Raw genomic sequence first — 14,725 nt, 5'->3', positions numbered from 1 at the left:
AGCATGACTAAGCCTCATGCTCGTCATGACAGCAAGGCCATTACATGCCGCCCACCATGGCCACATCATGCCGATTCCACCAACCACCGCCCAGTGCCTGGAACAGCGCTACCGTATCGGCGTAACGTGCCGCGCGCGCCTGGATCAGGCTGAGCTGGGCCTGCCGGTACGTGACCTCGGCGTTGAGCAGCGCCACCATGCTGATATCGCCCAGCGCATATTGCTTCTGCGCGATGGCATAGCTGCGCGCTGCCGCCTGCTCGGCACGTGCGGAAGCTGCCATAGTCTCGGCATCGGACTGCAAGGCGTGCAAGGTGTCGGCCACGTTCTGCAGCGCCGACAGCACTGTGCTGCGATATTGCTCGGCCGCCTGACGGTAGGCCGCTTCGGCCGCACGCTGCTTGTGCTTGAGCGTGCCGCCGTCGAACAGCGGTGCGCTAATGGCGGTGCCGATGTTCCAGAAGCCGGTACCCGATCCGAACAGTGTGTGCATCTGATCCGTGGCGCTGCCCCAATTGGCCGTGATGTTGATGTTGGGCAAACGCGCGGCAAACGCCACGCCTACCTGTGCGCACGCGGCGTGCAACTGCGCATCGGCCATGCGCACATCCGGGCGCTGCTCCACCAGTCTCGCAGGCAGCGTCAGCGGCAGGTCTTGCGGTAGTTGCACGCTGTCCAGACTGAAATGGGCGCTGACATCCTGGTCAGGCGTGCGGCCAGTAAGTACCGCGAGCACGTCGCGCTGTTGCGCCAACTGTTTGCGCAAGGGCGGCAGCCCTGCCCGCGTCTGCTCCAGTGTGGCCTCCTGCGCGGCAACGTCGTTTTCTGAAGCGTCCCCCAAGCCCAATTGCTTTTTGCTGGTTTCCAGAATTTTCGACTGACTGTCGATCATGTCCTCCGTGGCGGCAATCTGCGCGCGCATCGAAGCTTCCTGTACGGCCGCGTTGACAAGATTGGACGTCAGCGTGAGATAGGTCGCTTCCAACTGGAACCGCTGTGCATCAGCTTGCGCCGCCAGTGATTCCACCGCACGGCGATTAGCACCCCATATGTCAGGTGTATAGGAAACGCTGACCTGCGCGGTGGTCAGATCATAGAACGAGGCACCCGACGAGGCCGGGCTGGCGAGCGTACCGGCGATTTTCTGCCGCGTGGGATCGACGCTGGCATCCACGGTTGGCCAATAGAAACCGCGCTGCGCGTAGACGTTTTCCCACGCCGATTTCAACGCGGCCTGCGCCGCGGCGGCATCGGGATTGTTCTTCAGCGCATCGTCAATCAAGCCGTTCAATGGCTGGGAATGGAACAGCGTCCACCACTCGCCAGGAATATCCATCTCCGGTACGAAGCGTTGTGCCTGACCGTCCGCACCCGGTGCGGATGCGGTGGCCGACAATGTCCCCTCTTCCATATACCCCTGCGCAGAGGGCGCAGCAGGCCGATGGTAATCCGGCCCAACCGCGCAAGCGCTAAGCGCGAGGCTTACGCCCAGCGCAAGCACATGGACACGCAATTTGAGAATGTGATTTGTCACGATCATGATCACAGCTCCACCTCAGACGGCGGATGTCCCCAGCGCTTGCGGATGAAAGTCTCCAATCCGAAGTAAAGGCTGGGCAGAATGTACAGCGTAAGCAAGGTGGCGATCGGCAGGCCACCCACCACCACGGTAGCGAGCCCGCGCTGCACGTCCGTGCCAATGCCCGTCGCCAGCGCCGCCGGGAGCATGCCGATGCTCGCCACGGTGGCGGTCATCAGCACGGGGCGAAAGCGTTCGGTCGCACCCACCAGTACAGCTTCGTTGAGCGACAAGCCTTCTTTGCGCACACGATTGATGTTCGACACCATGATGATGCCGTTCTGCACCGCCACACCGAACAGCGCGATAAAACCGACGGCCGTGGCGATGTTCAGCGTTTCACCGCGCAGATGCAGCGCCAACAGTCCGCCTACAGTCGCCAGCGGCACGACGCCCAGCACCAGCACGGCCTGATGGAACTTGCCGAACTCCGCAAACAGCAGCACCGCCATGATCGCGAGCACCATACCCATTACTACGGTCAGACGTGCCTCGGCACGCTGCTCGTTCTGGAAATTGCCCGCCCATTCGAGCTGGTATTTCTGCTGATCGAAATGCACCTTGGCATTGATCTGCGCTTGCGAATCGGCAAGGTATTCGGAAAGCGCACGATCGCGGTTGTCGATGCGGATGGTCAACTCGCGCTGGCCATGTTCGTGCGCGATCGTGCTTTCACCCATCGTCAGCTTGATGTCCGCCACCTGCTTGAGCGGCACCTGTGCACCGCTGGCGGAGGTCAACGGCAGCTCCCCGACCGCTTGCAGACTGTTGGTGACATCGTTGGATGCACGCGCGGTCACGTTGTAGATGCGATCGGCCACGTACACCTGGGTGATCGGCGCGCCGCCGATGGTCGTCTGGATCAGATTGGTGATGTCGCTGACGTTGATGCCGTAACGCGCTGCTGCATCGCGGTTCGCAGTGATCGACAATTGCGGAATCGGCGGCTCCTGAAAGATCGAAGCATCGGCCGTGCCGCGTACACCTTTCAGCACATCCACGATCTGATTGCCGACGCGACGCATATCGTTTAGATCGTCGCCATAGATGCGCAGCACCAGCGGACTATGTGCGCCGCCGATCATGTCATTCTCACCGTCGATGATCGGCTGACTGATGCCTACCGAGATGCCCGGTATCTGTTGCATGCGTGCGTTGAACTTGCGCAGGAATTCCTGCTTGGTCTCGCCATGCGCCCAGGTGTTGTAAGGCTTCAGACCCACACCGGATTCGACATGTGAGGGCGTCCACGGATCGGTGCCGGTATCGTTGCGGCCCAATTGGGTAACGATATAGGAGACCTCCGGAAACTCGCGCACTGCCTTGCGTAACTCGCCTGTCATCGCGCTGGCCTGATCCAGCGACAAACCGGTCGGCATCTGCACCTGCAGCCACAGTGCACCTTCATCCAGATCGGGCAGAAACTCGCGGCCAATGGTCGCGCCAAGCATTAGCACGCCGCAGAACGCCACACCTGCAATCGAATAGGCAATGGGCAGCCGATGCAACAACTTGCCGAGGCTGTATGTAAAGGCAGCCTGCAGGCGTTCCAGCGGCTTGTTGTGGAACAGCTTGCGCGGTTTGCGCAAGGCGAGATAGGCCAGCGCCGGCGTTAATGTCACCGTGCACAACAAGGCTGCCAATAAAGCGTAGCCGACGGTGAAGGCCATCGGCCTGAACAGTTTGCCTTCCGCATGCTCGAACGCGAACAGCGGCAGATAAGCCGTGATGATGATCAACGTGGCGAAGAAGATCGAGCGACCGACATGCCCGGTGACCAGCATCACGTCGTCTTCGGTCAGCACTTCGGTGGGCTTCTCCTCACGACGCCGCAAAATAGCTTCCGTCACTACGATGGCGCCGTCCACGATTACGCCGAAGTCGATTGCGCCGAGCGAAAACAAATTCGCCGACATATGCGTGAACTGCATCAGGATAAACACTGTCACCAGCGACATCGGAATCGCCACGGCGGCGACCAACGCGGAACGCGGGCTGCCCAGAAACAGGATCAGCACGATACACACCAAGCCGATGCCTTCCATCACGGTGTGGAAGACTTTTTCCTTGGTAGCGTTTACCAGATCGTCGCGATCGATATACGGCACGATCTGTACGTCCTGCGAAGCGAGCTGCTTGTTCAGCTCCGCCACTTTCGCGTGAATGCCGTCGAGCACGAGTGAGGGGTTCTCGTACTTGAGCAGGTCGACGATGCCTTCGATGGTGTCGGGATTGTTGTCCTTGCCGAGAATGCCTTCGCGTACCTGATGGCCGTAGCGCAGCTTGCCGAGTTCTCGCACCAATACGGGCACGCCGTTGTTCTGCGTGACGACAATGTCACCAAGATCCTTCAGCGAATGCACCATGCCGACGCCACGTACGATGTACGACTGCTCGCCGCGCGTGATGCGTCCGCCGCCGGCATTGGAGGTGTTGTTGGAAATCGCCGCCGTCACCTGATTGACGCTGACACCGTAATGCAGCAGTTGTGCCGGATCGAGTTCCAGTTGGAACTCCTTGGTGAAGCCGCCGAAAATATCGACATTGATCACGCCAGGCACCTGCTGCAGGGCCGGGATCACGATCCAGCGCTGGATCTCCGACAGCTGCATCAGGTTCTTGGTCTTGGATTCGAGCGTGTAGCGATAGATCTCGCCGGCCGGACCGGTCACCGGATCGAGCCCCGGCGTGACGCCCGCAGGCAGTGTGACCTGGCCCAGAGCATTCTGGACGCGCTGCCGCACCCAGTAATCGTCGGAGCCATCCTTGAACACCATGGTGATCAGCGACAAGCCGAAGGTGCTGCTCGAACGCATGTTCACCAGGTTCTGCGTGGTGGCCAGCTGACGTTCCAGCGGAATGGTGATCTGTTGTTCGATTTCCTCTGCCGCAAGACCCGGCACCTGCGTGGTGACCTGCGCGGTGACGTCGCTCAGTTCCGGATACGCCTCGATTGCCAGCTGGGTCCACGAGTAGTAGCCAAAACAGATGACGAGTAACGTCACCACGATAAACAACATGCGCTTCTCAAAGCAGAAGCGGAAGAGCTGGTTAATCATTGAGCAGCACTCCGCCTCGGACGATCACACGATCGCCCGCCTTCACGCCCTTGAGCACGCGCGTGTCGCCGGTTTCGTCGTAGCTCAAATCCACGGTGCGGCGCTCGAACGTCCACGGCGCTACTTCGACGAACACGCTGGTGTTGTCGTTGTTCATCAGCAGGGCCGATTCCGGCACGAATATCTCTGCGGGTTGCGGAATGTCGATGCTGACGTTGGCGTACATGTTGGGCTTGAGCTTGGCGTCCGCGTTGGCGAATACCGCACGCACCAGATCGCGGCGCGTATCGGATTGCAGCAGCGGATTGACGAAACTCACCGTGCCGTGGAATACCTCGTTCGGATAGGCCGACAGCACCGCATTGACCTTGTCGCCCTTGGCGATTTGGCCGACGTCACTCTCCGGCACGTTGGCAGTGATCCATACCGAATCGAGATTCGAGATGGTCATCATCGCCGCGGTGGCGTCGTTGACGTACATGCCGGGCGACACTGACAACGCAGTGATATAGCCGCTGGTCGGCGCCGCCACTTGCATTGGTCGCTGTGCCGCAGACCCCTGCATACCGCCGACGGCGGTGAGGCGCGTCTGCGCACGATTGAATTCCGCCAACGCTTGGTTGTAGCCGCTCTGCGCCGATTCCAGATCCTTGGTGGCATTACCGCCAGCGGCTTTGACACCACGCGCACGATCCAGTGTCTTCTTCGCAAGATCCAGGGCGTCGCGCGCTTTGTCGACGTCAGCGTAGGCTTGTGCGAGATCGCCCGAATCGATAACTGCCAGCAACTGGCCGCGCGTGACGTGATCGCCCAATCCGACTTTCAGTTCCATCACTTTGCCGGTGAGCGGCGGAAGCACATTGGCCGTCCGCGTGGGATCAGCTTCCACATTCGCCGGAAAGACTATCGCGTGAGGCACCTGTCGCATCTCGACCGGCTGCACGATCAGCTCTTTGCGCAGTGGCGAGCCGTCCGGGACTTTGATTTGGTCATGCTCGACGGTAAACGCCGGCGGCGCTTCAGCCGCTTCGTTTCCGCCCCGCGAGCAGGCAGCCAGACTCAGCGCCACGGCCATGGCAGCCGCCAGTCGCCATCCTTGTTTATTCATCTGGTAAAGCATTGGTGTTCCCCATCGTTGCTGCGCTATGGCGCTACCCCGTGACCACGAGGCCATAACGTTGTTGCAATACGGTGAAAGGAGCAGGGCAATGTGTTGCACATGCCTTGCATACCCGGACCGCGGTTGGGCTGCCCCTGACCGCCACCGGATTGATGGCGGCAGTCAGCGGGCCCGGCTAATAGTGGGAGGTTCCGCTTGCGTATGACTGTCCAAGTTCAGGCTTTTCCTTCTGCGATGGCGTGATTATTAGGCGGTTGAATCAGCCTGCCCTGCAGCAGGCCGGCGCGTTCCAATGGCAGATAGGCAATCGCCGCCAGGTGTGAATGAATGCGGCGTAGATCGCGCAGGATGCGCAGGTACACGTCGCCACCGCCGCCGTCGCGCTGCTGGCGCAGGTCGCGCACGTGCCGGTCGGAGGCGTCGTTTTCCAGGCGCCACAGCAATTCCTTGCGTTCCATCAAATGCTGCGCGGAACGAAGATCGCCACGCATGAATACCGCGATGGCCAACCGCAAGCTCTCCATCACCTGCGCGTGCATGGCTGCAAGATCCTGGATGTCGTCCGCCGAGAAATCCTGTCCGCGTTGCGCTTTCTTGGTGACGAACTCCATCAGGTTGTTGGCGGTGATGTCGCCGATGTGTTCGATGTTGATCACGAACGCATGGATCTCCTGGCTGCGTTCGCCGTCCTCCTCGTTCAGCGCCTCGCCGACGAGATCGGCCAGGTATTGGCGGATGGCGACGCCAAGACGATCCAGATACGGATCCATCTTGCTGATCGCTGCGGCGCGCGCGGTGTCGTCCTTGCCGAAGGTCTCGACTAGACCCTTCAGCATCCCTTCCACCATGTCGGCCATGCGCATGGATTCGCGCGTGGCATTCACCAACGCCACGCTGGCGCTTTCCAACGCGGCTTCTTCCAGATACAGCGGCACGCCCGGATCGGCCGGACGCGGTGGCTCCGGCAGCAGACGCACCAGCAACTGCGCGAGCTTGTTCACCGGCAGCAGGAAGATCAGCGCCAGCGCAAGATTGAACGCCGTGTGAAAATTCACCGCGATACGCTCCGGCGAATCGCCCAGCGGCGCGAGCCAATGCGCCAGCAGGTGCAGCAGCGGCAGGCAGACCACGCAACCGAACGCGCGCACCAGCAGGTTGCCCAGTGGCAGGCGACGCGCCATCGGCGTATGCGCTTCAAGCAAGGCCGGCAAGGTGCTGCCGAGATTGGCGCCAAGCACGAGCGCGATCGCGCCCGGCGCGTCGACCACGCCACCGGTGGCGAGTGACACAATCAACAGCACCACCGCTACGCTGGAATGGCACATCCAGGTCAGCGCGGCAGCGAGCAGCATGGCCATGACCGGCTCGTCGGCCAGCGCCTGCATGCCGGCCTTGAGCAACTGCGCGTTCTCCATCGGCGCCATGGTCAGCACCAGCAGATGCAGCGCCAGCAACATCAGGCCCAGCCCGATGCCGACGCGGCCAAGGTTTTCGTAGCGCACATCATCACTGCGGCGATGCAGTGCGGTGCCGAGCAGAATCAGCACCGGTGCGATCAACGCGATGTTGAACGACATCACCTGCACGATCAGCGTGGTACCGACGTTCGCACCGAGCATCACCGCCAACCCCGGCGCCAGGCCGAGAAAGCCGCTGGCCGCGAACGATGTGGCCATCATGCCAGTGGCGGTACTGCTCTGTAGCAACGCGGTGATGCAGAAGCCGAATGCAAACGCGCTCGGCCGAGTGCCGAGAAAACGGCCCAGCGAACGGCGCAACGCGCTGCCGTAGCCGCGCAGCACGCCGCTGGTGACCATGTGCGTGCCCCACAGCAGGAGGGCGACATAGCCGGCAATGTCGAACAAAGCGAACGTGCCTTTCATGGCAGGTCTCCTCGTGATGCGCTTCCCGGCGTTGAGTATTCGCCGGAAAGCAACGAGTCTGCGTAGATTGGGGTAAGCGCATGCGAACCCCAACGTCATCATATAAATCTTCGTGTTGGGGTTCGCCCCGGATCAAGTCCGCGGCTCACCCCAACCTACATGGCTCGAATTAGAGCCACCTGCTGAAACGGCGCATATAAAGCAGTTTCATCGCCTGCGTCAGCGCGCAATACGCCAGCACGGTTGCTGCCAGCCAAGCGAAGTAGACGTGTGGCAGTTCCAGCATACCCAGCTTCGCACCAATGCCGGAGTACGGAATCAGCAGGCCGATCACGATGATCGCCGTGGTCAGCGCCAGTACGGGCGCCGCCGCGATGCTCTGCAGGAACGGGATCCTGCGCGTGCGGATCATGTGTACCACCAGCGTCTGCGTGAGCAGGCTCTCGATGAACCAGCCGGACTGGAAGAACGACTGATGCTCCGCGCTGTTGGCGCCGAACACGTACCACAGCAGCAGGAAGGTGGTGATGTCGAACACCGAACTGGCAGGACCGATCCATACCATGAAGCGCCCGATATCGCGGGCATCCCATTTGCGCGGCTTACGCAGGTATTCGTCATCCATGCGATCAAACGGAATCGACAACTGCGAGATGTCGTACAGCAAGTTCAGCACCAACACCTGCAGCGGCAGCATCGGCAGGAACGGCAGGAATGCGCTCGCTACCAGCATGCTCAACACATTGCCGAAGTTGGAGCTGGCCGTCATCTTGATGTACTTCATGATGTTGCCGAAGGTGACGCGCCCTTCGACGACACCCTCCTCCAACACCATCAGATTCTTTTCCAGCAAGATGATGTCGGCCGACTCCTTGGCGATATCGGTGGCGGTATCCACCGAAATGCCAACGTCGGCTTCGCGCAAAGCCGGTGCATCGTTAATGCCGTCACCAAGGAAGCCGACGGTATGCCCCTGGCGCTGCAGCGATTTCACCACACGCGCCTTCTGCAGCGGCGACATCTTGGCGAACACAGTGGTGCGCTTGACCAGTTCGTCGAGCGCGTCATCGTCCAACGGTTCGATATCGCGGCCCTGAGCCGAATGCTCCACATCCAGGCCGACTTCGCGGCAGATCTTGCGCGTCACCGCTTCGTTGTCGCCGGTGATCACTTTCACTTCCACGCCGTGGTGATGCAGGGCGGCGATGGCCGTGGCCGCCGTGTCTTTCGGCGGATCGAGGAAAGCGAGACAACCGACGGCGGTGAGCTCGGCTTCATCGGCCACGCCGTAGGCGCGATGGCTCGGTGGCTGCTGCTTGATCGCTACCACCAGCACGCGCAGACCGTCTTCGTTGAGCCGGCGCGTCATCGCCTTGATTTCGCGGCGGCGCTCGTCCGTCATCGGCACGATCTCATCGCCGCGACGCTCCGTGGTGGCGATGGCGAGCATCTCTTCCACTGCACCCTTGCATACCAGCAGGTGGTGGCCCTCGCCATTGGCCAGCACCACCGACATGCGGCGGCGCTGGAAGTCGAACGGGATTTCGTCCACCACGCGATAGCGCGTCACAATCGGTTCGAGATCGCGATGCGTCAGCACGGCTTTGTCCATCAGATTCTTCAAACCCGTTTGGAAATGGCTGTTGAGGTAGCCGTATTCCAGTGCGTCTTCCGAATCCTCGCCGTCCAGGTCGAGATGGCGCTCCAACACGATCTTGTCCAGCGTCAGCGTGCCGGTCTTGTCGGTGCACAGCACGTCCATCGCACCGAAGTTCTGGATCGCGTTGAGGCGCTTCACCACCACCTTGCGCCTGGACATCGCCATCGCGCCCTTGGCGAGATTCGCCGTGACGATCAGCGGCAGCATCTCTGGCGTGAGGCCGACGGCTACCGACAGCGCGAACATCAGCGCCTCGAGAAAACCATGCTTGTACCACTGGATGCCCAGTACCACTGGCACCATCACCAGCATGAAGCGGATCAGCAGCCAGCTGACGCTTTTTACGCCGCGATCGAAACTGGTCTGCACGCGCTCGCCAACCATGCTGCTCGCCAGCGAACCCAGGTAGGTGCGCGAGCCGGTCGCCACGGCCACCGCGGCGGCCGTACCGCTCACCACGTTCGTGCCCATGTAGCAGACGGTGGGCAGATCCAGCGGATTGCCCTTCTGCGTATCGTGCGCGCCGCTTTCGACCGCGTGCGCCTGCGCCGGGCCAGCCTTTTCCACCGGCAGCGATTCGCCGGTAAGGATCGCCTGACTGATGAACAAGTCCTTGGCGTTAAGCAGGCGCAAGTCCGCGGGCACCATGTCCCCCGCTGCGAGGTGCACGATGTCGCCGACCACCAACTCGTTCACCGGCACTTCGATGCGTTCGCTGTGACCGTCCGAGGCGCGACGCGTGACAGTGGCGGTGTTGCGCACCATCGCCTTGAGCTTTTCGGCCGCCTGCGAGGAACGGTATTCCTGGGAGAAGCTGAGCAGCACGCTGATGCCGACCATCACCGCGATGATGATCGGACCGGAGAGGTCATCCGGCGTTACGAACACCTGCACCACCGCCAAGATCAGCAGCACGACGATGAAGGGATTGTTGAACGCGCGCAGCAACTGGATCGACCAGTGCGGCGGCTTCTCGTGCGACACCTCGTTCACGCCATCGCGGTCGAGGCGCTCGGTGATCTGCTCTTCGTTCAAGCCGGCCAGGCTGGTATCCAGGCCGCTCAGCAGGGCTTCGTTGTCGCGGAAGGCATCCTGCGCGGCTGCCACATGCTGAGGCGCGGGGGCGATCTTGGCCTTGGCGACAGCCTGGTTGACTCGGTTCATCATCATTCGCTTCCGGGAATCAAGTTGTCGTGCGATGCCGGAGGCGAGCTGATAGGGCTACCCGACTCCGTTAGGGCAATCCGCGGCCAGGGCGAGGCCCCTCGGACCGGTAAACCGGTCCTGGCGGAGGCCACCCTTTATGAAGCCGGGGATGACGCATCAGTGACTTGATACCAAATGAAGATGACGGGACGTGCGTGGCTCATCGGTCCGCGCGCGTTCGGCCGGCTGGCGCTGGGTGAGCGGCTGGGGCACGGTTACGGTGTAGGTCGGACGCACGGCTTGACGGCGGCCGGCCAGGGGAAACCGACCCGCGGTGCGAATACGAAAGAAATCACGAAGGAGCTTCATTGGCCCATCTCCTCTAATTACGGTGCCCGCGGCACCGTTAGGAGTGGGCCGGACTTCCCTAGTCGAGGAAAGCGCCGGCCAACCGCTGGCGGTTGCCGCGAACGATCAGCTTGTTATGCAATGCCGGCACCCGATGCTCGCGGATGTCGACGTTGCGACTAGGGTAAACGTCCATATGCCTTGGTTAAGTTCGGACAGAGGCCCGGTCAGCCAGATGGCGCCGGCGGGCGCGGGAATTGTCTTGCTGCAGTGCGAAACTGTCAAGCCTTGGAAACAAAGTTTTTCATCATTTAGCTCCCTTCCGGGAGCGGGCGGAGGCCAATCTTGCGGGAAGCCTTCGCAACCTATGCCAAGTGCGAGAGCGCGACTGTCTGCATCGGCTGCACTAACCAATGATCGGCCAGCAGAAAGGCGAACAACGCCATCAGATAGATCACCGAATACTTGAACACCCGCATCGGGAAATACTCGTCCGGTGGGTTCATCAGGCGGATCGCGTAATAGAGAAATCCGATGCCCAGCACCGCCGCGCCGCCGAAATAGATCAGGCCGCTGTGGCCGGTGATGGAAGGCAGCAGGCTCACAAGAACCAGTAGGATGGTGTAGAGCAGGATCTGCCAGCGCGTATAGCGCACGCCGTGTGTCACTGGCAGCATCGGAATCTGCGCGCGCGCGTAATCGTCGCGGCGGAAGATGGCCAGCGCCCAGAAGTGGGGGGGCGTCCACACGAAGATGATCAGGCACAGTTGCAGTGCAAAGGGATGCAGCGCACCGGTGACGGCCGTCCAACCGAGCACGGGAGGAATAGCGCCGGCCAGACCACCGATCACGATGTTCTGCGGCGTGGCGCGCTTCAGATACGCGGTATACACCAGCGCGTAACCGATCAGGCCGCCAAAGGTTAGCCACGCGGTAAGTACATTCACCTGCGAGGCGAGCACCACCATCGAGACAACGCCCAGCACGATCGCGAACACCAACACCTGCCGCGCAGTGAGCTTGCCGGTCGCCAGCGGGCGTCGTGCTGTGCGCGCCATTAGCTTGTCGATGCGCTCGTCGATCAGGTGATTGAAGGCCGCAGCAGAACCCGAGGCCATCCAGATGCCGAGCGTGCCGAACACCAGTGCGCGCCACGGCGGAATGCCGGGCACTGCGAGAAACATGCCGATCACCGCGCAGAACACCAGCAGTGCTACCACGCGCGGCTTGGTGAGTTGCAGGTATTCACGTGCCAGCATCATGCGAACGACTCCACGTCATCCGCATGCCAGGGTTGCAAGCGCGCGTAATGGGCCAGCAGCGTGAACAACAGCAATGCCGCGCCGCCGTTATGCAGGGTTGCCACCGGCAGCGGCAAGCCGAAGTGCACGTTGCTGATGCCGAGCAGCACCTGCACAACCAGCACGATCGCCAGTGCGACGCCACCCGTGCGAAAACCGCTGCGCGTCAATCGATACGACAGCCACGCCAGATAACAGAACACCACCAGTGCGCCGATGCGATGGGCGATCTGGATCGCGCTGCGCGCTGCCATGTCCAGCACGCCGCCTTCGTAGTTCACGCCGACCTCGCGCCACAGTACGAAGCCTTGGCGGAAATCGGTGGGGGGTGCCCATTGGCCGAGACACGTCGGGAAATCCGTACCGCAAGCCAGCGCCGCGTAATTTGCCGAAGTCCAACCGCCCAACGCGACCTGGCAGGCAAGCAACAGGATGCCCAGCATCACGGCCGCACGCAGGGATGCATGGCGATTATCCAGCGCGCCTACGCTCCTGTAGCGCAGGGCGGCATACGCGAGCAGACCGAACGTCGTCATGCCGCCGAGCAGATGGCCCATCACCACGATCGGTTTCAGCAGCAAGGTCACTGTCCACATGCCGAGCATGGCCTGGAAAATGATGACCGCCAGTGCCAGCACGCTCATCTTTAGCGCTGCGCGTTCACGCAGCCACAATGCACCCGCGGTCGGCAAAAGTATCGCCAATAGCGCCAGCCCCGACGACCAATTACGTTCGCCATGCAAATAGAGCGCAATGCCGATCGCCGCAAACAACGCGCTGAGTATGATCGCGAGCATGACCACACGATCGCGGCGCGCAGCCAGCAAGGCCAGCACTACCACCAGCACGCCCAACGTGCCGGCCAGCATGCGATGCACCTGTTCGCGCCAGGCCTTGCTCGCCTCGTAGGGGCGATCCGGAAACGCCGCATTCGCCGCCGCTACCGCCTGTTCGTGATGTGGCCAGGTGGCTTTGCCATAGCAGGTCGGCCAATCCGGGCATGACAACCCAGCGTTGGAAAGCCGCACGAACGCGCCGAACATCACCAAGCCGAAGGCGAACACAGCGGCGAGTATCGCCAGGTAGGGCACGATTTTGCGGACACGCAAGCTCATCAACGAATGATCCTCTGCAGATCCTTGCGCAAACCGCTCGGATCGAAACCGACAGGATACCGCGACAGTGCCGTCCCATCGGATTCCACCAGCACGGCGCTGACGCTGTCGGGCGTGGTGGGCCGGTAAGTATCGAGGCGACCATCCACGTCCGAGCCGAGCGCCCAGTAGTTCTCCATGCCGTTGCCAGCCGCATTCGCCGGCGGCTGTCCGACATAAAGCAGGCGCAGGCGCGACATGTTGTTGTTGAGCGTGATGCGCGCGGCAGCCATCTTGGTGAGCACATCCATGCAATGCGCGGCGCAGCCCGGGCCGGCCATGGCGATCAGCGTCATGCGTGGCGAAGTGTCGCGCCAAGCCCAGGTGCGTCCGTCGGCAAGGCGGACCTGCACATGTTCCTGTTCGAAATTGCGCTGCGGAAGAATGGGTTCGCCATACGCCTTCCCCGATGGTTGCCAGCCGCTGAAGTTCAGCAGCGCCGCGGCGATGATCGGAGCGACGAATATGCACACGACCAGCAGGAATTTGAGGCGGCTTGTGCGTTGGGTTGGAGTGTTAGACGTATTCATACTTGCTCAAAATGGAAGCCCTTCTTCGGAAGAACGTAGATATCTGGATTCATGCGAGGAGCGGCTCCCTCCCCTGCTTGCAGGGGAGGGCTGGGGTGGGGTCAGGCACTTGCGTGAAAGCTCAAGGCAAGTGTTCACCCCCTCCCAACCTCACCCTGCAAGCAGGGGGGAGGAGTTTGTTCGCAGGAATGATCAACCATCACGTTTCAGACGCGGCTTTCGCCGATGCAGCACCACAAAAATCACCACTGCTGCAATCGCAAACGTGAACCACTGAAAGGCATACGCACGATGCCGCGCTGGGGGCATTGATGAAAGGTCCAGCGCATGCACGCGCACGTAGATCGCCGAAGGATCGGGATCCAAGGCCAGCACTCGCGGATAAAGGGCGCCGTGTAAATCCGCTGCCACCTGACCGAGATCCAGATAAATCGACGTCTTCGGCCACTGCGTCTGCTGCGCCAAGGCATTGCCACCCAGCTCCAATCCCGTGCCTGGCGGCGGCTGATACGTGCCCTGCAAAGTCTGCACGTCGGCGGGAAGGGGTGGAAGCTGCGGCGCCTTGTCCGTACCGTTGCCGGGCAAAAAGCCCAGGTCCACCAGCAGCAACTTTTGCTGGTTCGACGGCAGGAAGGGCGCATACACCTCCGCACCGCCAAGGCTGTCGTGCTTGGGATTGTCGAGCAGATAAAGGCGATCGGCGAGATAACGCCCCTGCACGCGCACGCGCGGATACGCATCCATGGGGGGCTGATCGGCCACCGCATCGAAGGCTTGGACCGGCGCGCCGGCCGCCGCGGCATACCGTCGCAGAAGCTCGTCCTTGTAGTCCGCACGGTGCAATTGCCAAACGCCCAGACGTAGGAAAACAAGCACTCCAGCGATAGTGAGCAACACCGACCACCACGCCGGACGGCGCATCGGACTCACGCGGCAACTCCGCGG

10 protein-coding genes are annotated in these 14,725 nt (G+C 61.6%); all 10 read right to left on the bottom strand.

Annotated features, from left to right (window positions below; translation table 11 throughout):
* Positions 1-40: 40 nt before the first annotated feature.
* Positions 41-1,540 (bottom strand): efflux transporter outer membrane subunit, encoded by a 1,500-nt coding sequence (locus ISP18_RS19685; protein WP_380011427.1) that lies wholly within the window; start codon positions 1,538-1,540, stop codon positions 41-43.
* 2 nt (positions 1,541-1,542) lie between these two features.
* Entirely contained in the window at positions 1,543-4,638 is a 3,096-nt protein-coding gene (locus ISP18_RS19680) for an efflux RND transporter permease subunit (RefSeq protein WP_380011424.1), read from the bottom strand.
* The gene (locus ISP18_RS19675) at positions 4,631-5,746 is read right to left on the bottom strand and encodes an efflux RND transporter periplasmic adaptor subunit (RefSeq protein WP_380011421.1); all 1,116 of its coding nucleotides are present in this window, start codon (positions 5,744-5,746) and stop codon (positions 4,631-4,633) included. The genes ISP18_RS19680 and ISP18_RS19675 overlap by 8 nt, the downstream gene beginning before the upstream one ends.
* A 227-nt stretch (positions 5,747-5,973) precedes the next feature.
* A complete protein-coding gene (locus ISP18_RS19670) occupies positions 5,974-7,641 on the bottom strand; it encodes a Na/Pi cotransporter family protein (RefSeq protein ID WP_380011418.1) in 1,668 nt (555 codons plus the stop codon).
* A 169-nt stretch (positions 7,642-7,810) separates the two neighbouring features.
* Positions 7,811-10,468, bottom strand: coding sequence for a magnesium-translocating P-type ATPase (gene mgtA, locus ISP18_RS19665; protein ID WP_449757887.1), 2,658 nt, complete (start codon positions 10,466-10,468; stop codon positions 7,811-7,813).
* 156 nt (positions 10,469-10,624) lie between these two features.
* The gene (locus tag ISP18_RS19660) at positions 10,625-10,816 is read right to left on the bottom strand and encodes a hypothetical protein (protein WP_380011415.1); all 192 of its coding nucleotides are present in this window, start codon (positions 10,814-10,816) and stop codon (positions 10,625-10,627) included.
* Between the two features lie 344 nt (positions 10,817-11,160).
* Positions 11,161-12,057: a heme o synthase gene (cyoE, locus tag ISP18_RS19655; protein WP_380011412.1), complete on the bottom strand. Its 897-nt coding sequence runs from the start codon at positions 12,055-12,057 to the stop codon at positions 11,161-11,163.
* Positions 12,054-13,211 carry a COX15/CtaA family protein gene (locus ISP18_RS19650; protein WP_380011409.1) on the bottom strand — a complete coding sequence of 386 codons (1,158 nt, stop codon included), beginning with the start codon at positions 13,209-13,211 and terminating at the stop codon, positions 12,054-12,056. Before ISP18_RS19650 ends, cyoE begins: the two co-directional genes overlap by 4 nt.
* On the bottom strand, positions 13,211-13,780 hold the full coding sequence (locus ISP18_RS19645) for a lipocalin/fatty acid-binding family protein (RefSeq protein ID WP_380011406.1): 570 nt from the start codon (positions 13,778-13,780) through the stop codon (positions 13,211-13,213). Before ISP18_RS19645 ends, ISP18_RS19650 begins: the two co-directional genes overlap by 1 nt.
* Before the next feature lie 192 nt (positions 13,781-13,972).
* Positions 13,973-14,710 (bottom strand): SURF1 family protein, encoded by a 738-nt coding sequence (locus ISP18_RS19640; RefSeq protein WP_380011403.1) that lies wholly within the window; start codon positions 14,708-14,710, stop codon positions 13,973-13,975.
* Positions 14,711-14,725 lie beyond the last annotated feature (15 nt).

Origin of the sequence: Dyella humi, from assembly GCF_044904605.1 — a bacterium.
GTDB lineage: Bacteria > Pseudomonadota > Gammaproteobacteria > Xanthomonadales > Rhodanobacteraceae > Dyella_B > Dyella_B humi.
Note: the sequence above shows the minus strand (reverse complement) of the source record. Positions and strands in the feature narration are given on the sequence as shown.